The 20,648-nt window shown below is 56.8% G+C and carries 17 protein-coding genes; 10 read left to right on the forward strand and 7 right to left on the reverse strand.

Annotated features, from left to right (window positions below):
* Nucleotides 1–326: 326 nt before the first annotated feature.
* Both yiaY and CKW31_RS14415 read right to left on the reverse strand, forming a co-directional pair.
* Entirely contained in the window at nucleotides 327–1,475 is a 1,149-nt protein-coding gene (gene yiaY / locus CKW31_RS14410) for an L-threonine dehydrogenase (protein ID WP_095096097.1), read from the reverse strand.
* A 208-nt stretch (nucleotides 1,476–1,683) separates the two neighbouring features.
* Nucleotides 1,684–2,901: an SAM-dependent methyltransferase gene (locus tag CKW31_RS14415; RefSeq protein ID WP_095096100.1), complete on the reverse strand. Its 1,218-nt coding sequence runs from the start codon at nucleotides 2,899–2,901 to the stop codon at nucleotides 1,684–1,686.
* A gap of 364 nt (nucleotides 2,902–3,265) precedes the next feature.
* Between CKW31_RS14415 and bglX the strand changes: the two genes are divergently transcribed.
* The 6 genes from bglX (at nucleotide 3,266) to CKW31_RS14445 (ending at nucleotide 12,048) form a co-directional block, all read left to right on the forward strand.
* Entirely contained in the window at nucleotides 3,266–5,575 is a 2,310-nt protein-coding gene (bglX, locus tag CKW31_RS14420; RefSeq protein ID WP_095096103.1) for a beta-glucosidase BglX, read from the forward strand.
* A gap of 201 nt (nucleotides 5,576–5,776) precedes the next feature.
* Entirely contained in the window at nucleotides 5,777–7,546 is a 1,770-nt protein-coding gene (locus CKW31_RS14425) for an ATP-binding protein (protein ID WP_095096106.1), read from the forward strand.
* Nucleotides 7,540–8,868: a sigma-54 dependent transcriptional regulator gene (locus CKW31_RS14430; RefSeq protein ID WP_095096111.1), complete on the forward strand. Its 1,329-nt coding sequence runs from the start codon at nucleotides 7,540–7,542 to the stop codon at nucleotides 8,866–8,868. Before CKW31_RS14425 ends, CKW31_RS14430 begins: the two co-directional genes overlap by 7 nt.
* Before the next feature lie 311 nt (nucleotides 8,869–9,179).
* Nucleotides 9,180–10,505 (forward strand): MFS transporter, encoded by a 1,326-nt coding sequence (locus tag CKW31_RS14435; protein ID WP_095096114.1) that lies wholly within the window; start codon nucleotides 9,180–9,182, stop codon nucleotides 10,503–10,505.
* Nucleotides 10,506–10,863: 358 nt separating this feature from the next.
* Nucleotides 10,864–11,283 carry a hypothetical protein gene (locus CKW31_RS14440; protein ID WP_095096116.1) on the forward strand — a complete coding sequence of 140 codons (420 nt, stop codon included), beginning with the start codon at nucleotides 10,864–10,866 and terminating at the stop codon, nucleotides 11,281–11,283.
* A gap of 141 nt (nucleotides 11,284–11,424) precedes the next feature.
* Nucleotides 11,425–12,048 carry a flavin reductase family protein gene (locus CKW31_RS14445; RefSeq protein ID WP_027898068.1) on the forward strand — a complete coding sequence of 208 codons (624 nt, stop codon included), beginning with the start codon at nucleotides 11,425–11,427 and terminating at the stop codon, nucleotides 12,046–12,048.
* On the opposite strand, the gene CKW31_RS14450 is transcribed toward CKW31_RS14445, so the two are convergent.
* Nucleotides 12,049–12,288 (reverse strand): hypothetical protein, encoded by a 240-nt coding sequence (locus tag CKW31_RS14450; RefSeq protein WP_095096120.1) that lies wholly within the window; start codon nucleotides 12,286–12,288, stop codon nucleotides 12,049–12,051.
* Between the two features lie 52 nt (nucleotides 12,289–12,340).
* Nucleotides 12,341–12,670 carry an antibiotic biosynthesis monooxygenase family protein gene (locus CKW31_RS14455; RefSeq protein ID WP_095096123.1) on the reverse strand — a complete coding sequence of 110 codons (330 nt, stop codon included), beginning with the start codon at nucleotides 12,668–12,670 and terminating at the stop codon, nucleotides 12,341–12,343.
* Nucleotides 12,671–12,986: 316 nt separating this feature from the next.
* On the opposite strand from CKW31_RS14455, the gene CKW31_RS14460 reads away from it, so the two are divergent.
* The 3 genes from CKW31_RS14460 (at nucleotide 12,987) to CKW31_RS14465 (ending at nucleotide 15,976) form a co-directional block, all read left to right on the forward strand.
* Complete coding sequence (locus tag CKW31_RS14460; protein ID WP_095096125.1) at nucleotides 12,987–13,916, forward strand: AraC family transcriptional regulator; 930 nt, start codon at nucleotides 12,987–12,989, stop codon at nucleotides 13,914–13,916.
* 260 nt (nucleotides 13,917–14,176) lie between these two features.
* Nucleotides 14,177–14,347, forward strand: coding sequence for a hypothetical protein (locus CKW31_RS29840; RefSeq protein ID WP_176469888.1), 171 nt, complete (start codon nucleotides 14,177–14,179; stop codon nucleotides 14,345–14,347).
* 126 nt (nucleotides 14,348–14,473) lie between these two features.
* Nucleotides 14,474–15,976 (forward strand): MDR family MFS transporter, encoded by a 1,503-nt coding sequence (locus CKW31_RS14465; protein WP_095096127.1) that lies wholly within the window; start codon nucleotides 14,474–14,476, stop codon nucleotides 15,974–15,976.
* A gap of 277 nt (nucleotides 15,977–16,253) precedes the next feature.
* Here CKW31_RS14465 and CKW31_RS14470 read toward each other — a convergent pair whose 3' ends face one another.
* The 3 genes from CKW31_RS14470 to CKW31_RS14480 all read right to left on the reverse strand — a co-directional run bounded on the left by CKW31_RS14470 (nucleotide 16,254) and on the right by CKW31_RS14480 (nucleotide 19,250).
* Nucleotides 16,254–17,108, reverse strand: coding sequence for a cache domain-containing protein (locus tag CKW31_RS14470; RefSeq protein ID WP_095096130.1), 855 nt, complete (start codon nucleotides 17,106–17,108; stop codon nucleotides 16,254–16,256).
* 96 nt (nucleotides 17,109–17,204) lie between these two features.
* Nucleotides 17,205–18,362, reverse strand: coding sequence for a DUF3396 domain-containing protein (locus tag CKW31_RS14475; protein WP_095096133.1), 1,158 nt, complete (start codon nucleotides 18,360–18,362; stop codon nucleotides 17,205–17,207).
* A 255-nt stretch (nucleotides 18,363–18,617) separates the two neighbouring features.
* Nucleotides 18,618–19,250 (reverse strand): TetR family transcriptional regulator, encoded by a 633-nt coding sequence (locus tag CKW31_RS14480; RefSeq protein WP_095096136.1) that lies wholly within the window; start codon nucleotides 19,248–19,250, stop codon nucleotides 18,618–18,620.
* A 249-nt stretch (nucleotides 19,251–19,499) separates the two neighbouring features.
* Here CKW31_RS14480 and CKW31_RS14485 point away from each other — a divergent pair, with 249 nt between their 5' ends.
* Nucleotides 19,500–20,645, forward strand: coding sequence for an efflux RND transporter periplasmic adaptor subunit (locus CKW31_RS14485; protein WP_095096139.1), 1,146 nt, complete (start codon nucleotides 19,500–19,502; stop codon nucleotides 20,643–20,645).
* Nucleotides 20,646–20,648: the final 3 nt, after the last annotated feature.

Genomic DNA, 20,648 nt, shown 5'->3' on the forward strand with positions numbered 1-20,648 from the left:
TACTCGAATCACTTCGAGGCAGAACGTGACGTGATGGATTTTATTGCTCACTACAACCATCGACGTTGCCACTCTGCCTCGAATAACCTGCCGCCAGCTATTTTCGAAAAACTGGCGGCCTAATACTCCTACAGAATGGTCCAAAAAAACTGGACCACTACAAGTTGCCTCCTACCTTCGAACGCGGCAAGGCTGAATCTGTGCGGTGCAAGGGTAGGAGCGAACTTGTTCGCGAGGGCTGCGGGCCTGGAGAACCGCATTAGCCCCTCTCGCCAACAAGTTGCCTCCTACCCGGCAAATCCAGCCGTCGCTTGAATGGGCTGCAATCACAGTGCGCGGCGGAAGATATCTTCTATTTGCGCCTGATCAGCGGGACGCGGGTTGGTCAGTCCACAAGCGTCTTTCAACGCGTTGGCGGCCAGGATCGGGAAGTCCTCTTCCTTCACGCCCAAGGCAGTCAGCCCCGGCGGAATGTCGATGGAACCTGCCAACGTGCGAATCGCAGCAACCGCCGCACGAGCGCCCTCCTCCGGCGCCAGGCCGCGAATATCGGCCCCCATGGCATGCGCCACATCCTTCAGACGAGCCGGGCAGACCGCGGCATTGAAACTCTGCACATGAGGCAGCAATACCGCATTGCACACGCCATGCGGCAAGTCATAAAAACCACCGAGCTGGTGAGCCATGGCATGCACGTAGCCCAGGGACGCATTATTGAACGCCATGCCCGCGAGAAACTGGGCATACGCCATGTTTTCCCTTGCTTCCATGTCTGAGCCATCGTCCACTGCACGGCGCAGATAACCGGCGATCAGTGACATAGCCTTCAGAGCACAGGCATCGGTGATCGGCGTGGCGGCGGTCGACACATAAGCCTCGATGGCATGGGTTAGTGCGTCCATACCGGTAGCAGCGGTCAGTGACTTGGGCATCTTCGCCATCATTGCCGGGTCATTGACTGACAACAGCGGTGTAACGTTGCGATCAACGATGGCCATTTTTACGTGGCGCACTTCATCAGTGATGATGCAAAAGCGGGTCATCTCACTTGCCGTACCTGCCGTTGTGTTGATGGCAATCAACGGCAATTGCGGGTTCTTCGAACGGTCCACGCCTTCGTAATCACTGATATGCCCACCGTTGGTGGCGCACAAGGCAATGCCTTTGGCGCAGTCGTGAGGCGAGCCGCCACCCAGCGATATCACAAAGTCGCATTGCCGCTCACGCAGCATGGCCAGGCCGCTTTCGACGTTACTGACGGTCGGATTGGGTTTCGCGCCATCGAACACCACTGAGTCAATGCCCTGCTCCACCAGAAGACCAGCGATCTGCGTCGCCAGCCCTGCCTTGGCAAGGCCAGCATCGGTAACGATCAGCGCTTTGAGAAAACCGTATTTACGAATGGCCTGCATCGCTTCGTCGAGACAGCCAAGGCCCATGATGTTCACGGCGGGAATGAAAAAGGTGCTGCTCATGATGGAACCTCGGCGTGATCGCCTGCGCGTGGGAATGCTTACAGCATGCGCGCGCCGAGGATGGGGGAATTGATCTGGCTCAATGAATGGAGATGCGAGCGCAATCCCTGTAGGAGCTGACGAGCAACGCGAAGCTGCGATATCGATCTGTCTGATACACCGCTATCGCAGCCTCGCGTTGCTCGTCAGCGCCTACAGATACTGGGTCTTAGCTGATAAACCCATCCGCCTGCAGCAAGGTTTCCAGGCACTGTTCCTGGATACCGTAGAACACTTTCAGTTCCTGGATTTTCGCCAGTATCTCGGTGGACTTGAGCGGCTCGGCGCGTTTGACGGCCAGAATCATCTTGTTCTTGTTGGTGTGCTCCAACGAGATGAATTCGAACACTTTGGTTTCATAACCACAGGCTTCGAGCAACAGTGCGCGCAGGCTGTCGGTGACCATTTCAGCTTGCTGGCCCATGTGCAGGCCATATTGCAACATCGGCCGCAGCAAGGTCGGGCTCTGGATCTGCAGACGGATCTGCTTATGGCAGCACGGCGAACACATGATGATCGACGCACCGGAGCGGATGCCCATATGAATCGCGTAATCCGTGGCAATGTCGCAGGCATGCAGGGCGATCATCACGTCCAGTGCGCTGGGCGCGACACTGCGCACGTCGCCGCACTCAAACTTCAGGCCCGGATGTTCCAGGCGAGCCGCGGCGTTATTGCACAGCGTCACCATGTCTTCACGCAGCTCGACACCGGTCACCTGCCCTTCGGCCTGCAAGGTGTTGCGCAGGTAATCGTGAATAGCGAACGTCAGATAGCCCTTGCCTGAGCCGAAGTCCGCGACTTTGATCGGCTGATCAAGCTTGAGCGGTGAGGACGTCAGGGCGTGGGAAAACACTTCAATGAACTTGTTGATCTGTTTCCATTTGCGGGACATGGACGGGATCAGTTCATGCTGTTTGTTGGTCACGCCCAGGTCAGTCAGAAACGGCCGGGTCAATTCCAGATAACGTTTCTTCTCACGGTCATGGCCCGAAGACGGCGCTTCGCGCTCCTGTTGCGCCTTGCTCTTGAACAGCGTGCTCTTGCCTTTCTTGCTGAATTCCAGCTGGACCTCATCCGTCAACGACAGCAAGTGCGCGTTCTTGAAAGAATCGGGCAACAGGTGCGCAACGACCTGCACCGCTTCGACCAACGGGAAGTTCTTGGTGATGTCCCGGGTTTTATAGCGATAAACGAAAGACAGGCAGGGCTGCTCCTTGACCGTCAGCGCTTTGATGATCACCCGCTGCAACTCTGCTTCGCCGCCTACGTATTTGGCCAGCACCAGCTTGATGAACGAGTTCTGGGAGAGGCTGTTTTCCAGCAGACTCAAAAACTGCGCACGATGATCCGGCGCGGGCTGGGTGGAAGTAGCGGTGACTGACATCTAAAAACGCCTCGGGACGAGCTGATAGCAAAGGCAGCTATTTTAGGCGGTTAGGGCATTGGAGGTTGGATTAATTGATGAACGCCGGTCTGGAAGAGTGAACCTGGATTGTCGAGCCATAGACTGTTTGTTACTTTTTGATTCCGAATCGATGACGTGGCTTTAGCCAAAACGGAAGTTCCCCTGCATAATCCTTGGCCTGCGTCGGGATGTCGAAACATGCGCTCACAGATCCATCAGTGCACTGATAATTACTGTGACAATCTGCAGTCCTGGCCGATAAGAACTGCCAAAGGTCTAAACCCATAAAATATGGCTGCCTGTTATTTAATGCGAGTTGCGGGCAAGCCTTGAGAAATCATTCATGAATAAGCTGTGTTTACTCGGTCTTCTGGTCGGTCTGGCCAGTCAGCCAGCGTTGGCTGCGAACAATGTCAACGCCCCGGCTGCCAATAGCCAGGCCACGCTGCAAGCTAAAAACGCCTTCATCGCGAACTTGATGAAGCAAATGACCCTCGACGAAAAGATCGGTCAGTTGCGCTTGATCAGCATCGCCCAGGACATGCCGCAGCCGATGATTCTCAAGGAAATTGCTGCGGGCCGCATTGGCGGAACGTTCAATTCCATTACTCGCTCGGAAAACCGCCCGCTTCAGGAAGCTGCAGTCGCTAAAAGCCGTCTGAAGATTCCGATGTTCTTCGCTTATGACGTCATCCATGGCCATCGGACCATTTTCCCGATCAGCCTGGGCATGGCCGCCAGCTGGGACATGGCTGCCATTGCCGAGACCGGCCGTATTTCAGCTATCGAGGCCAGCGCCGACGGCCTGGACATGACCTTCGCTCCAATGGTGGATATCTCCCGCGACCCACGCTGGGGCCGTAGCTCCGAAGGTTTTGGCGAAGACACATATCTTGTTTCACGCATTTCCAAAGAGATGGTCAAGTCGTTCCAGGGTGCAAATGTGGCTTCTGCCGACAGCATCATGGCCGCCGTCAAGCACTTCGCCCTTTACGGCGCTGTGGAAGGCGGTCGGGACTACAACACCGTGGACATGAGTCCTACCCGCATGTATCAGGACTACCTGCCGCCGTATCGCGCAGGTATCGATGCAGGCGCAGGCGGTGTGATGATCGCCCTCAACTCGATCAATGGTGTACCGGCCACCTCCAACAAGTGGCTGCTGCAAGACCTGTTGCGTAAGGATTGGGGCTTCAAGGGCGTGACCATCAGCGACCACGGTGCGATCAAGGAATTGATCGATCACGGCGTCGCCAAGGATTATCGCGAAGCCGCAAAGCTGGCTATCAAGGCCGGCGTTGACTTGAGCATGAACGACAAGGCCTACGGCGAAGAGCTGCCAGGTCTGGTCAAGAGCGGCGAAGTCTCCGTTAAGGAAATCGACAACGCGGTCCGCGAGGTGCTGGGCGCCAAATACGACATGGGTCTGTTCGCCAACCCGTACCTGCGCATCGGCGATGCCGCTCAGGACCCGGCAGACACCTACTCTGAAGACCGTCTGCACCGCGCAGAAGCGCGTGACGTTGCCCGCAAGACGCTGGTGTTGCTGAAAAACCAGAACGACATCCTGCCACTGAAGAAAGAAGGCACCATCGCCGTGATCGGCAGCCTGGCCAAGAGTCAGCTGGACATGCTCGGCAGTTGGTCTGCCGCGGGTCGCCCGAATCAGTCGGTCACCGTGTATGACGGTCTGGCCAATGCCGTCGGCGACAAGGCAAAACTGCTTTACGCACGAGGCTCCAACGTCAGCGATAACGAACACATCCTCAACTACCTGAACTTCATTGAGCACGAAGTTGAAGTCGATCCGCGTCCGGCTCAGGAAATGCTCGACGAAGCGGTGAAGACGGCTGAACAGGCCGACGTAATCGTCGCGGTAGTGGGCGAATCTCGCGGCATGTCACACGAATCCGCCAGCCGCAGCAGCCTGAACATCCCCGCCACACAGCAGGCATTGATCAAGGCACTCAAAGCCACAGGCAAACCGCTGGTACTGGTGCTGATGAATGGGCGTCCGCTGGTACTGGTCGATGAGGTCGAGCAAGCCGATGCGATGCTGGAAACCTGGTTCCCGGGCACCGAGGGCGGCAATGCCGTGGCTGACGTGCTGTTCGGCGACTACAACCCGTCCGGTAAGCTGGCGATGTCGTTCCCCCGCTCGATAGGTCAACTGCCGGTCTACTACGCACACCTGAACACCGGTCGTCCGTACTCGACGGAAAAACCTGGCAACTACACGTCGCATTACTTCGAAGAAACCAACGGCCCGCTGTTTCCGTTTGGTTTTGGCCTGAGCTACACACAGTTCGATGTGTCCGACATCACCCTGTCTGCCAAAGACCTGCCACGCAAAGGCAAGCTGACCGCTAGCGTCACGGTGAAGAACACGGGCAAGGTCGCGGGCGAAACCGTGGTTCAGTTGTACCTGCATGACGTTGCAGCGTCCATCAGCCGTCCGGTCAAAGAGCTCAAAGGCTTCGAGAAAATCATGCTGAACGCGGGGGAAGAGAAAGTCGTGACCTTCACCCTCACAGAAGAAGACCTGAAGTTCTTTAACCCGCAGTTGAAATACGCTGCCGAAGCAGGTGAGTTCAGGCTGATGATTGGCCTGGATTCTGCGACGGTTAAAGAGACGAGCTTCAATTTGTTGTAAGTGCGAGTATCGAGGGCGGGCCCACTGCCCTCGACGAATAATATAAACCTCAGATGCTATACCTGTGGGAGCGGTGCTTGCCCGCGATGAGGCTGGACGCGATCTGAAGTGAACCGCGTCCAGCCTCATCGCGGGCAAGCACCGCTCCCACAGGAGATGGCATTCCAAACCAGATAATGCGCAATCCTGGCTGTCTCGCTCATGCCCTCCACTTCCCGCTCCCTGCGCATCACGCTGTATGCCCTGCTTATCCTGGCGGGCGCTGCTGTTTCGGCGGGTCTGGCCATGCGTCAGGCGCAGCGCCACGGTGTGGAACAGGACGCTGCACGGGCACAGGAGCAGCTTTCGCTTTACGCCAATACTCTGCACACGCTGATTGAACGCTACCGGGCACTGCCAGCAGTCCTGGCCCTTGACCCGGAATTGCGCACAGCCCTGAATGGCCCGATCACTGCCGTGTCCCAGGATGCACTGAACCGCAAACTGGAGAAGATCAACGGTGCGGCGCAATCCTCGACCCTGGAATTGATGAATCGCAAAGGCCTCGCCATCGGGGCCAGCAACTGGCGGCTACCGACCAGTTACGTCGGCCACAACTATGCCTTTCGCCCGTATTTCCAGCAAACCAAAGCCACAGGCGTTGGACGCTTTTACGCAGTCGGCGTGACCAGCGGCATCCCCGGCTATTTCCTGTCCCATGCAGTAACTGGCGATGCCGGGGAATTCATGGGTGCCATGGTGGTGAAGCTGGAGTTCCCCGACCTTGAGCACGAGTGGGCAAAGGGCGACGACCTGCTGCTGGTCAGTGACGCCAAGGGCATCGTCTTCATCGCCAGCCAGCCGCGCTGGCGTTATCGCGAATTGCTGCCCATCGCCGCGCAAGATCGCGCCGAGCTGTCCGCGACTCGCCAGTACGACAAACAACCGCTGTCCCCGCTACAGCGCACTGAGCTGCGCGAATTCAACAATCAAAGCCACCTGACTCGCGTGCAGGGTCCGGACGGCGAGGCTGATTACCTGTGGCAGTCCATGCCTTTGCCCGCCGAAGACTGGACCCTGCACCTGTTACGCAAACCGCAACTGGCCAGTGAGGACGCCCGAAACGCAGCGCTGGCAGCGGCGGGTACCTGGCTGACGCTGGTGTTTCTCGGCTTGTTTCTCTATCAACGCTGGCGTCTGGCGCGCCTGCGCGAACACAGTCGTGACGAGCTGGAACGTCAGGTGCAAGAACGCACCCGGGATCTGCGCACCGCTCAGGAAGGCCTGGTGCAATCGACCAAACTCGCCGCGCTGGGGCAGATGTCTGCGGCACTGGCCCACGAAATCAATCAGCCCCTCACCGCGCAAAGTATGCAACTGGCTACGCTGCGCCTGCTGCTGGATCACGGGCGTATTGACGACGCCTACAAGGCGCTGGAACCCCTGGACCAACAGTTGATTCGGATGAAGGCACTGACCGGACATCTGAAAACCTTCGCCCGCAAAAGCCCCGGAGGCTTGCGCGAACGACTCGATCTGGCGGCGGTGGTTGATCAAGCCTTATTGCTGCTGGACTCGCGACTGCGCGACGAGCACGTTGAGTGCGTGCTGAATCTGACAAGACCGGCCTGGGTGCGCGGCGATGCCATTCGTTTAGAGCAGGTGCTGATCAATCTGCTGCGCAATGCACTGGATGCCATCCGCGACAAGCCCGTCAAACGCCTCGAAATCCGCATTCATCCGGAACAGACGCGCTGGCTTGTCAGCGTGGAGGACAGCGGCGGTGGTATTGCTGACGAGCATCTGGCGAACATCTTCGATCCATTCTTCACCACCAAACCTGTTGGCGATGGTTTGGGATTGGGGCTTGCGGTGTCTTATGCCATCGTCCACGAGTTGGGTGGACGCTTGAGTGCCGAAAACCAGAGCGATGGTGCGCGGTTCTGGTTCAGCTTGCCCAATGACTATCTGGAGCCTGACCCCGCATGTTGAACTCAGTGATTGTGGTCGACGACGAAGCCCCGATTCGCGAAGCCGTGGAGCAATGGCTAAGCCTGTCCAGCTTCAATGTTCAGGTCTACAGCCGCGCCGAAGACTGCCTGGCGAATTTGCCCGAGCATTTTCCCGGCGTGATCCTCAGCGATGTGCGCATGCCGGGCATGAACGGGATGGAGTTGTTAAGCCGGATACAGGCGATCGATGCCGATCTGCCGGTGATTCTGCTCACCGGCCACGGCGATGTACCTATGGCGGTGGATGCGATGCGGGAAGGTGCGTATGACTTTCTCGAAAAGCCCTTCAGCCCCGAAGTACTGCTGCGCAACCTGCGCCGCGCGCTGGAAAAACGCGAACTGATCCTGGAAAACCGCCGACTGCACGAACAGGCCGATACCCGGACTCAACTGGAGGCCACATTGCTGGGTGTTTCTCCCGGCCTGCAAACCTTGCGGCGACAGGTGCTGGACTTGTCGCAATTGCCGGTCAACGTGGTCATTCGCGGTGAAACCGGGAGCGGCAAGGAAATGGTTGCCCGCTGCCTGCATGACTTTGGCCCTCGAGCGCACAAGCCTTTTGTAGCGCTCAACTGTGCGGCGATTCCAGAGCAGTTATTTGAAGCCGAGCTGTTCGGCCATGAGAGCGGCGCGTTTACCGGCGCGCAAGGCAAACGCATCGGTAAGCTGGAATACGCGGACGGCGGCACGCTGTTTCTTGATGAAATCGAAAGCATGCCGCTGGCCCAGCAAGTCAAATTGCTGCGCGTACTGCAAGACAAGAAACTTGAGCGGCTGGGTTCAAACAAGGCCATTGACGTCGACCTGCGTATCGTCGCGGCGACCAAACCCGACCTGCTGGAAGAAGCCCGTGCCGGACGCTTTCGCGAAGACCTGGCTTATCGGCTGACGGTGGCCGAGTTGCGTTTACCGCCATTGCGCGAGCGCCGTGAAGACATTCCCCTGTTGTTCGCGCATTTCGCCAGTGCCGCTGCGCAGCGTCTGGGTCGCAGCGCGCCTGAACTCAGTGGCGCACAGTTGGGCCAGTTGCTGAGTCATGACTGGCCCGGCAACGTCCGCGAGCTGGCCAACGCGGCTGAACGGCAGATTCTCGGCCTGACGTCGCCGCCGACAGTGCAGACCGATCCGGGGCAATCCCTCGCGGCTCAACAGGAAGCCTTCGAAGCGCAATGCCTGCGTGCCGCGCTGGCCCGTCACAAAGGGGATATCAAGGCCGTACTCGAAGAACTGCAACTGCCACGCCGCACCTTGAATGAGAAGATGCAACGGCATGGGTTATTGCGGGAGATGTTTGTCGAGTAGATCTGCCGCCAGGGCATTACTGATCGATCTGAAAACACCGTCCCTGTAGGAGCTGCCGAAGGCTGCGATGCATTTTTCCTGACACACCGCCATCGCAGCCTTCGGCAGCTCCTACAGAAATTTGCGTTAGCGATGAATTATCGGCAGTTTTCCGCCTACCCCAACACCATCAATAAGCGGATTTCCGCTTATTGCTTCCCCCTCGTGCCCTCTAGACCGGCATTTCCTCACATGGCACAGCTCCTGCTATATCCACAGCAAGGCTGCGCAATGACGCGCCATTCTAAAAACAATGAATAATAAGGAACATGATGGACACTCCCAACTCTGCTTCCAAAGGGTCGGCCAACGCTCCAGCGGCTGAAAAAACCACCTCAACCCGTCTTAAATCCATTTTCAGCGGCTCGGTCGGCAACATGGTCGAGTGGTATGACTGGTACGTTTACGCCGCCTTCTCCCTCTACTTCGCCAAGTCCTTTTTCCCCAAGGGCGACACCACCGCACAACTGCTCAACACCGCTGCCATCTTCGCCGTAGGCTTCTTGATGCGCCCGATTGGCGGCTGGCTGATGGGTTTGTACGCAGACCGCAAAGGCCGCAAGGCAGCGTTGATGGCTTCGGTGCTGCTGATGTGTTTTGGCTCCCTGATCATCGCGTTGACTCCGGGCTATGAAGTCATCGGTGTCGGCGCTCCGATCCTTCTGGTATTCGCCCGCTTGCTGCAAGGTCTGTCAGTGGGCGGCGAGTACGGCACTTCAGCGACCTACCTCAGTGAAATGGCAACCAAGGAACGCCGGGGCTTCTTCTCCAGCTTTCAGTATGTGACGCTGATTTCCGGCCAGCTCATCGCGCTCGCCGTATTGATCGTGCTGCAACAGACGTTGACCACCGAACAGCTGTACTCGTGGGGCTGGCGCGTGCCGTTCGTGATTGGCGCACTCTGTGCGGTCGTCGCGCTGTTCCTGCGCCGTGGCATGGAAGAAACTGAATCGTTTACCCGCGCCAAGAAGGAAAAGCCAAAAGAAAGCCTGATGCGCACCTTGATGCGCCACCCCAAGGAGCTGATGACCGTAGTCGGCCTGACCATGGGCGGCACATTGGCTTTCTATACGTACACCACCTATATGCAAAAGTATCTGGTGAACACGGTCGGCATGAGCATCAGTGATTCCACCACGATCTCGGCTGCAACGCTGTTTCTGTTCATGGTGATTCAACCACTGGTGGGCGCACTGTCCGACAAGGTCGGCCGTCGGCCAATCCTGATTGCCTTTGGCGTGATGGGGACATTGTGTACGGTGCCCATTCTGACCACCTTGCACACGATCCAGTCCTGGTGGGGGGCATTCTTCCTGATCATGGCGGCGCTGATCATCGTCAGCGGCTATACCTCGATCAACGCCGTAGTAAAAGCCGAGCTGTTCCCGACCGAGATTCGCGCGCTGGGTGTTGGCTTGCCCTACGCGCTGACCGTTTCGATCTTTGGCGGCACCGCTGAATACATCGCGCTGTGGTTCAAGAGTATTGGTATGGAAACCGGTTACTACTGGTACGTCACCGCCTGTATCGCCTGTTCGCTGCTGGTCTATGTGTTCATGAAGGACACTCGCAAGCACTCGCGGATTGAAACCGACTGACACATCTATCAGCGGTAATGATGAAGGGCAGCCACATTCAGCGTGTCTGCCCTTTTTAATGAGAGCGACTCGTAACTAACACTGACGAAATCAGTGCAATTACAAGCTAAAAAACTATCTGAAACAGCAATAAATAATACGTTTAAAATTTGTCAAGAGGGTTTATTACAAAGTTTTTCAGAGAAATGCACCACTCTGAGGCAAGCAGACCTGCGAAGCCCGAAAATCGCGCCTTACGGCCTACTATCATTTCTAACGATGGTCGTTAGCACTGCTATTCACTTCTGAATAAATTTCAGGCGCGTAGCATTCACTCCATACCGAACTGACAACCCATTCGATTACTGGAGTAACAATCATGAAAACCAGCAAACTGATTTTTGGTCTTGCTTTCTCTGTTCTGGCTTCGAGCGCTTTCGCTTCGCCACAAATGCCTAGCCTGCCAGGCAACAACCACACCAACGCCATTGAGCAGACTTCGACGCTCACCGTTGCTGAAGGCGGTTCCGTACACACTAACGTTGGCAGCATCCGTCAGGCCGCTGTTGGCAATGACCAGATTGGCGCAGATCGTTTGGCTGAAGACGGTGCCGACCGTGTAGGTCCTAATCGTCAGGCTGCAGATGGTGCTGATCATGTAGGTGCAAATCGTCTGGCTGAAGATGGTGCAGACCGAGTTGGTGCTAATCGCCTGACCTCTGACGGCGCTGACCATGTTGGTGCAAATCGTCTGGCCGCTGATGGCGCAGACCGTGTAGGTGCAAACCGTCGGGTGTAATTGCTCGACGTGTCCCCTTTAGCCCGGCCCTAGTGCCGGGCTTAATCGTTTTTGAATCACACGAAACTGTCAGGCGCTGCGAATTGTCAGGCACTATAGACGCATCTTTTCATGCGCCTTCAAGGCCAACAGGACTAGCACATGTCAGACGATATCTACTCTTACGAACCCTCTCTCGGCCACGGCCTGCCTCACGATCCGTTCAACGCCATCGTGGGCCCGCGCCCCATCGGCTGGATTTCTTCGCAGGATGCCGACGGCAAGCTGAACCTGGCGCCGTACAGCTTTTTCAATGCCTTCAACTACATTCCGCCGATCATCGGTTTCTGCAGCGTAGGCCGTAAAGACAGCCTCAATAACATCGAGCAGACCGGCGAGTTTGTCTGGAATCTGGCCACGCGCTCGCTGGCGGAAGCCATGAATCAGAGCTGCGCACCGGTGGCTGCAGATGTCAGCGAATTCGAACTGGCTAACCTGACGCCGCTGGCATCGCAAATCGTAGCGGTGCCGCGGGTGAAGGAGACGCCTGTTTCATTCGAGTGTAAGGTGACCCAGATCATCCAGCTACAGCGTGCCGACAAGGAAGTCGTACCCAGCTGGTTGATTCTTGGCGAGGTGGTGGCGGTGCATATCGCTAAATCGCTGCTCAAGGACGGTATCTATGACACCGCAGCAGGGGAACCAATTCTGCGTGGCGGCGGCCCGGCGGATTATTTCCAGCTAGGCCCGGAAGCGCTGTTCAAGATGCACCGTCCCAAAGCCTGATCAATGGGCCTGAAATGAAAGGCCGCCCTCGGTATCGATTTCGATCAAACGGTTCAGCTCAGCACTGGCTGCAACGTCCGCTTCATGGGCGGTCTTGAATTTTTGCTCTGGCAGTACCCGGTTGAATACCGGCGCACCACCGGCCCCCAGCCCTTTTACTGCAATGGCAGCGCTATAGCCACCCTCGCCCGGAACAACTGCGGAAACAGCTTCGAAGCCATTGAGTTCTTTACGTGCCATGGGTGCAGATCCTGCTTGTGCCTTAAAGCAGGAGATTCTAAACCGGCGGCGCTCAAACCGCTTGCATCAGCTGCTCGGCTTCAGCCTGTGTGGCGAAAGTATGGAAATCCAGGCTGCTGACCATATAGGTCTGCATGACGTCGGAGAATACTTGCAACTCGGGCGTGGTCAGCCAGCTGCTCATCGCCTCTTCACTCGCCCAGCAGCCGGAGATCAGCCACAGATCAGGGTCCTTCAGTGAGTGCTGTAACGCGAAGCTCAAGCAACCGTCGGCCGTGCGTGAAGGCTCGATCAGGCAGCGCAGGCGCTCGCCCAGTTGTTCGCTCTGACCGGTCCTGGCGCGGGCGAAAACCAGATGGCTCACGGGTGATGACTGAGGCATGGTCATGGCTCCTTTGTCTGCAGGATGATTATCGGGGTGCGGCGACAGGAACCGAGATTAGAGGCTTCGCGCAATGATCGTTAGTCAGTTACTGTTGGCTTCTTGCCTGATCCTGCAGCGCTGTGAAAAGCACATCGCATGCACAACGATGGTCCGAGGGCGTTCGTACACAGCACCAGGCAATGTCTGATCCGGTTTAGCAGCCTCGGATACGCACCTTGGCAGGATCAGGCAATCATCTCGCAGGAATCGGGTAGTGCTTTGGCTTGCACAAAAATAAGCTGGGCACATCAATGAAGGATTAAAGGACTCGCCCATGCCGCAACTCCAGCCACTCAAAGAACCGCTCAGCGAGGACCTGGAGAAGCAGCGAATCGAGCTGGCTGATCTGGTTCGCCGGTTCGCCCCAACCGAAGGCTCGTTCCAGACGGCAATTTCACCGCTGCACATGGTGCGTTATGAAAGCCCGGCGCAATCGCTGCCGAGCCTGGTCCAGCCCGCGCTGTGCCTGTTCGCCCACGGTAGCAAGGAAGTACGCCTCGGCGATGAGACCTACACGTATGACCCACTCAACTATCTGGTGCTGTCTGTCGCGTTGCCGCTGAGCGGTAGAATCCTCCACGCGACGCCGGAAAATCCGAATCTGGCCTTGCGACTGGATATCGACCCGGCAGATATCAACGCACTGATTGCCGAAGCCGGGCCGATGAGCGTTCCTACCCGCCCCAGTGGACGTGGTCTCTATATCGAGAGGATCGACACCCAGCTGCTGGATGCCGTGCTTCGCCTGTCACGTTTGCTCGACAGCCCTAAAGACATCGCAATGCTTGCGCCACTGATCAAGCGCGAAATCCTCTATCGCCTGTTGCGCAGCCCCCAAGGCCATCGCCTCTACGAAATCGCCATCACCAGTTGCCAGACTCATCGCGTGACTCAGGCGATCCGATGGCTCAACCACAATTTCACTGAGCCTTTGCGCATTGAAGAGCTGGCCAGGGAGGTGAATCTCAGTGTTTCCACCCTGCATCATCGCTTCAAGGCCGTCACGGCGATGAGTCCGTTGCAATACCAGAAGCAGTTGCGGCTGCAGGAAGCACGACGCTTGATGCTGGCCGATGGGCTCGACGCGTCGGCTGCAGGTTACCGAGTGGGTTACGAAAGCCCGTCGCAATTCAGCCGCGAATACAGCCGCCTGTTCGGTGCCCCGCCGTTGCGCGATCTGGCAAGGTTGCGGGCCACTGTTTAGCGCTGCTCGCTACACATTCCTGTAGGAGCGCACGAGCAATGCGAGGCCGATATAGTATTGCGCCTGACACACCGCCATCGCGGTCTCGCGGTGCTCGTGCGCTCCTACAGGGGAAAATGGTGGTGCTTAAAGACGCTATAACTTTTAAGGCTATACGCCATACCCCATAGATCAATTCTGTCCTACGACCCCAGCGCCCCTGCCCTACACTCGCTTTAATCCTTCCTGAACTGCCAAGTAGTTGGAACGAGGAAAGCGACATGAACATAAAAATAAAAAAATGCGTCACTGTATTGGGTATCAGCGCAGTAATCGCCGTGTATGCGGCGGGTGCCTATCGCAATGAGCTTGCTCGTCAGGCGCCACAAGTGGCGACATGCAGCTTCGGTCATTGCGTGCCCAGTAACGCGACATTCAGCGCATTACGATAAGGCCTCGCTGAAGCGTTTAAGTCACTGGAAATGCATAAGGCAGCTATCGATTAGGGAGCTATCGGCTTAGACTGATTACGCTCCCCGTCGGCATTCGGCGGAAATAACTGTCGATCAGGTTCTGCCTTGACCAGTATTGCCCAGACCACGCCTTCAATCCGTAGCGTCCTGTACGCGTTGATGATGGCCGTATTTCTCAGCGCCCTTGATCAGACGATTGTTGCCGTCTCGATCCCCGCCATTTCAACCCAGTTCAATGATTTCGACCTGTTGGCCTGGGTGATCTCCGCCTACATGGTTGCCCTGACCGTGGCCGTGCCGATCTACGGCAAGCTCGGCGATTTGTTCGGCCGACGTAAATTGATGCTCTTCGGGTTGGGGCTTTTTACTTTGGCATCGTTGTTCTGCGGCGTCGCGCAAAGCATGGAGCAGCTGGTGCTCGCACGGGTCATTCAGGGGATTGGCGCAGGCGGCATGGTTTCTGTCAGTCAGGCAATCATCGGTGACTTGGTGCCGCCTCGGGAGCGCGGCCGCTATCAGGGTTACTTCAGCGGCATGTATGCACTGGCCAGTGTATCCGGGCCATTATTGGGAGGTGTCATGACCCAATACCTGTCGTGGCGCTGGGTGTTCCTGATCAATCTGCCAATGGGCTTGATCGCGTGGTGGTTTGCCAAACGTACCCTGCTCGGTCTGCCTGTCCCGCAACGTAAACCGATCATCGATTATCTTGGCACGGTGCTGATGATTATCGGCCTGACGGCGTTGTTGCTGGGTATCACTGAAATAGGACAAGGTCGCAGCTGGCGGGATCAACAGGTGCTGGCACTACTGGGTGTCGCATTGCTGGCGCTGATTTGTTTCGTCTGGTACGAGCGCCGTGCAGCTGAACCGTTGCTGCCTATGCACCTGTTCGCCAACCGCAGCGCAGTGCTCTGCTGGTGCACCATTTTCTTCACCAGCTTCCAGGCTATTTCGCTGATCGTGCTGGTGCCGCTGCGTTATCAGACGGTCACCGGGGGCGGTGCCGACAGCGCCGCTCTGCACCTTTTGCCATTGGCGATTGGCATGCCCATGGGCGCTTTCTTTGCAGGCCGTCGCACTTCATTGACCGGCCGCTACAAACCCATGATCCTCACCGGCGCAATGTTGATGCCGATTGCGATTCTCGGCATGGCGTTCACTCCACCACAATCCTTGATGCTGACCAGCCTGTTCATGGTGCTGACAGGGATCGCCAGTGGAATGCAGTTCCCGACGTCACTCGTAGGGACGCAAAACTCGGTGGCGAAGCACGACATGGGAGTAGCGACCAGTACCACTAACCTGTTCCGATCCCTGGGTGGCGCGGTGGGTGTAGCGCTGATGTCAGCACTGCTGCTGGCAATGCTCCAAGGCACAGGACTGGGTGGCGCAGGCTCGATCGGTGGTGAAGGTGCATCCGGCAATGTGCTGATGGACAGCCTCAACGCCGCCAGTGGCCCGGCATTGCAAATTCTGCGCGATCAACTGTCGCTGACGTTCCGCCACCTGATGATCGTCAGCGCGGCCATCGCACTGCTGGGCCTGGCTGCGGCGCTGGCGATGCCGGATAACCTGTTGCGCGGGAAGGAGCATAAGGAGAGCTGATCCAGCAGCAACGCTCATTTAGCCTGAAATGTCTTATTGTGGGAGCGAATTCATTCGCGAATGAGTTCGCCCAGGCTCTGCGCGATGTCGTGGGACCGGCTTTAGCCGGGAAAAGGCCGATACAGGCACTGAAGATTGGTCGTCTGAAATACCGCCTTCCCGGCTGAAGCCGGTCCCACGGCACATATCAGCTTGCGGGTAAAGAATCTCCCTCAGATACCCCGTCTACAGCTATAACGCGCGGACTCGGTACCCCACGAGTTGAACAACCTACTGCTTATTGGCTGTAATACCCCACCGCCACCAGGTAATCCCCAACCTTGCGCTCATACGCATGCTTGTTCTCCACCTTGCCGGTTACGGGGTTACGCCAACGGTATTCGTATTCAGCTGCGTCCTGTTTTTCAATCAGCGCGAGCATTGGTTCGCCGACAGGTTTGCCCTCAGGGTCTTTAACCTTGCGAAAGTCGGTATTGATCAATCGTAGGTTGGTGCCATGCGCCACATAACGCTTGCTCTTCAGATCGACGACAAACACATAAAGGTCATCCTGCAGAAATCCGCCTCGCAGGCTGTTGATAGCGGTGAGAGTGCCCTTCTGGTCACGACCCATTTCGCTAACCGCCTTATCCAGCAACGCTCTGGCTTGTTCAGGCGATGCTCGAGGCACGTAATAACCCACCGCGAGAATCCGCTCGCCAAGCCGCTGAAAGTACACCCGCTTGCGCTCGACCTTGCCGTCAGCCCAGTTCTGCCAGCGATACTCGGCTTGTTGGACACCTTTGCTTTCCGGGGTCTGCAAAACTTCCTTGAACGCTTTTTGCAGGTCCGGCTCAAGCACCTGAGAGACGTCGCGACCAATCAGCACCACTGAAGGTCCACCGCTGGCCAGCATGGTGCCGTGGGTGTCGACGACGAACACATAGCGCTCGCCATCGACAAACTCGCCCTGACGGCTGAACTCGGCAAACGCCTTGTCACCTGCTTCCTGATAGCGGGTCACAGCCTTCTCCAGCAAGGCTTTGGCGGCAGGCCCCTGCTCAGGGCTTTCGACGCCAGCCACTGCCTGGCCAAGCCAGGCAGAAAATAGAACCCCCAGGACAACACCGATACCGCGTGGCGAAAACTGCATGACTGGCCCCTTCTTTTTATAAGTCTGCACAGAGCTTAGACAAACGCTGGATGATGCAGAATCATTCATGAAAAAGGGGTCGCCAGGGCCGCTTGGCTAACCGCTGAAATCAGTCCAGAACCACTGTGTTCGCTCGGCTTTAAGGTGTTCGAAAGCTGGCATGACTTCACCCTTGTTGAAGAAACGCCGGGAGCGCGCCATGGCGCTACTGAACCAGTGCCCGGTCTGCGGACAAGGCTGGCCGGCACGCACCGAGGCCATGGGTTTTTCGTCGAAGCGGGCATACCACTGAGCAGTCGATTGCTCGGTAAAACCGATGCCACGCCCCGGGCATGGATGAAGGCAGCCAGTGTCCTGCACCCGGATTGGCTTGAGCACCTTATTGACCGCCATGTAGGCATTCGAAGGCCCTTCGCCTCTGCCACCCAGTGCCGGTAAAACACCTGCGCGAATCATCAGGCCGTTTTCATAGGTTTGGAAAACGACGTCACTATGAGGACTGAGCACCTTGCGCAACCGGTCGCTACCACCCAACTGATGAACAAACCGGTTTCCCAGAATGCTGTACCAACTGACGCCCTTGATCCTGTCCAGCAATCGCAGACTTTCCATGTGCGGTCCGGCATCGACCATCAAACCGATGTAGTCCTGTGCCAACCGGTATTCCAAGGGCAGATACCTGAGGCCATCACCTGGCAGAACACACACCAGCCCGCCGTAACCATGCTCGGCCTGGATCTGGTTGCAGAGATACTTAACCCAGCCCTCGTAAACTTTGGCACCGTCTCGGTCCATCAAAAAGGACCACGGCAGCAGCATTTTCAGGCAAGAGTGATCGGTCGCCGCCTGACTTTCAGGCGGCGCCATGACGGACATGCAATAAGTGGCAGCCTCCACGGGTCTGGCGCTGGAAATCGACCACAGCAGCGGTTCGTCCGGTGCGCTATCAAGCACTTGCTTTCGACAAATGGAGAAACTGCTGGGCGACAGTTTTCGAAGCCGCTGATAAGACTGCCAATCGAGTGCCGACCGAAACGTATCGTAAAAATGCGTGAAGCATTCTTCGATTCGTTGCCGGGTCTTCGGCGTATGCCCTTGCTTGAAATACAACGTGGTCATGAGCCCTAATCGGGCGGCGGGTCTACATTGTGCAGCGTCGGTCAGAAACTGATCCGCCTGGTACTTGAGCCTTCCGAGAATCCCTGGTGCTTCAGATACGGTTTGCAACACGTTTTTATTCTCCCGGTCTTCCATAAACAAGAATGCGACGCAAGAGTGAAGGGAGTTGCAAGGAGGGACAATACAGAGAAATCAATTTGGGAAATCAGCTACACACTTCAAGAAGCGTCCTACTCAAATCCTACAAATTTAGCCTCTGCCGGGCACTTTTAATCACCAATAGTCATAATGGCATTGCGCCAATTTTGTAAGCGTTGGGTAAAATGACTGGGCAGTCACGGCCTGCTTCACTGAAGATACAGGCGCTGGGCGGGGAATCTGACAGAAGTTTCAGGTGCGTAGGGCGGGGCTTAGGCGCAGCATGTCCAGACCGGCATCTACCCATTTCTCGGCCCTGTCGCTGAGGGAGTAACTGTCGGGGACCAGCAGCCATTGGCCGAGCATGCCGTCTATATAGGCATGAAGGGCGATGGACGCACGAACGGTGTCCAGATCTGCAGGTAATTGACCTTTGCGGACAGCGTTGCTCAACGCCAGGCCGATCCGGTCGTTGCACTCTAGTGCATTGACCTGACGCTGCTGGCGAAAGTCGCACATTTCATCGGTGAATTCGCATTTATGAAACAGAATCTCATTAATGCGCCGCGTTTTCGGGTCCACTGTAATTTCATGAAACAAATGAATCAGCAATTTCTTCATGCAGCCCAGCGGGTCGACCTCGTCCTCGCTTTCGCTCGCCAGCGCCATCTCTTCCAAGGGTTCCTGGATGCTGTCGAGCATCGCCTGCACCAGATCGGCCTTATTGCTGAAGTGCCAGTAGATCGCGCCACGGGTCACGCCCGCCAGGGATGCGATATCCGCCAGAGTCGTACGCGCAACGCCTCTCTCATAGAACGCTTTCTCAGCGGCCTCGAGAATTTGGCTACGGGTAACCTGAGCTTCCTCTTTGGTACGACGGACCATGGCAGTAAAACCTCATTGAAAATGCTGCACGCCACGAATCATGTGGCTCTGAAGCAAAACCGGGCGGCATTTGTATTGCCTTGTCCCGAACCTGCAATCCCCAGTAGGCGCGGCTTAGCGACGCAGTACTGGGTATTTACAAACAACCGTGAATGTAAGTATATTCATTAGCCTACTACTTATCCAGCCAGAATTTTTCACACCCTTTCACTTTTCTTGAGCACCCAGGCTCCTGACCCGAGGATCTTCATGCAATTCAAGCCAGCTGTTACCGTACTGGTCACTGCCGTCGCCCTGGCAACACTGCTCAGTGGATGCAGTAAAAAGGAAGAAGCCGCAGCTCCTGCAGCTGCACCTCCTCAGGTCGGCGTCGTTACCATCAAAGCTCAGCCCTACACCCTGACATCGGAACTTCCGGGCCGCACCACGGCCTATCGCATCGCTGAAGTCCGGCCTCAGGTCAACGGCATCATTCTCAAGCGCATGTTTACAGAAGGCGCTGATGTGAAAGCCGGCCAACAGCTGTATCAAATTGATCCAGCGCTGTACGAAGCCACGGCCAACAGCGCCAAGGCGACATTGCAGTCGGCCAAGTCTCTCGCTGATCGCTACAAGCAACTGGTCAACGAGCAAGCCGTAAGCCGTCAGGAATACGACACCGCGCTGTCCTCCAGCCTGGAAGCGCAGGCCACGTTGCAAACCGCTCAGATCAACCTGCGTTACACCAAGGTAATGGCCCCTATTTCCGGCCGTATCGGTCGTTCCGATGTGACTGAAGGTGCACTGGTTACCAGCGGTCAGACCAACGCGATGGCGACGATCCAGCAACTGGACCCGATCTACGTTGACGTGACCCAGTCTTCCACCGAGATGCTCAAACTGCGTCGCGACCTGGAGTCCGGCAAGCTGCAAAAAGCCGGTGACAACGCCGCATCGGTCAAGCTGACCCTTGAAGACGGCAGCGAATACAGCAAACCGGGCAAACTGGAATTCTCTGAAGTGTCGGTAGACCAGGCGACTGGCTCCGTGACCCTGCGCGCAGTGTTCCCTAACCCTGATCACACCCTGTTGCCTGGCATGTTCGTTCACGCCCAGCTGCAGGCTGGCGTGAAAAGCGAAGCCATCCTTGCTCCGCAGCAAGGCGTGACCCGTGACATGCGCGGCAATCCATCCGCCCTGGTGGTTAACAAAGACAACAAGGTTGAGCAACGCGAACTCATCGCCAATCGCACTTCCGGTGCTTACTGGTTGATCGAAAAAGGTCTGGAACCGGGTGATCGCGTAATCACTGAAGGTCTGCAATTCGTCAAGCCAGGCGCGCAAGTGACGGTCAAGGAAGCGACCAACCTCACGCCAGCCCAGTCCGCCCCTGCCGCCACTGGCAAAGGTGAGTAACCG

Source organism: Pseudomonas sp. Irchel 3A5 (genome assembly GCF_900187575.1).
Classification (GTDB): domain Bacteria; phylum Pseudomonadota; class Gammaproteobacteria; order Pseudomonadales; family Pseudomonadaceae; genus Aquipseudomonas; species Aquipseudomonas folii.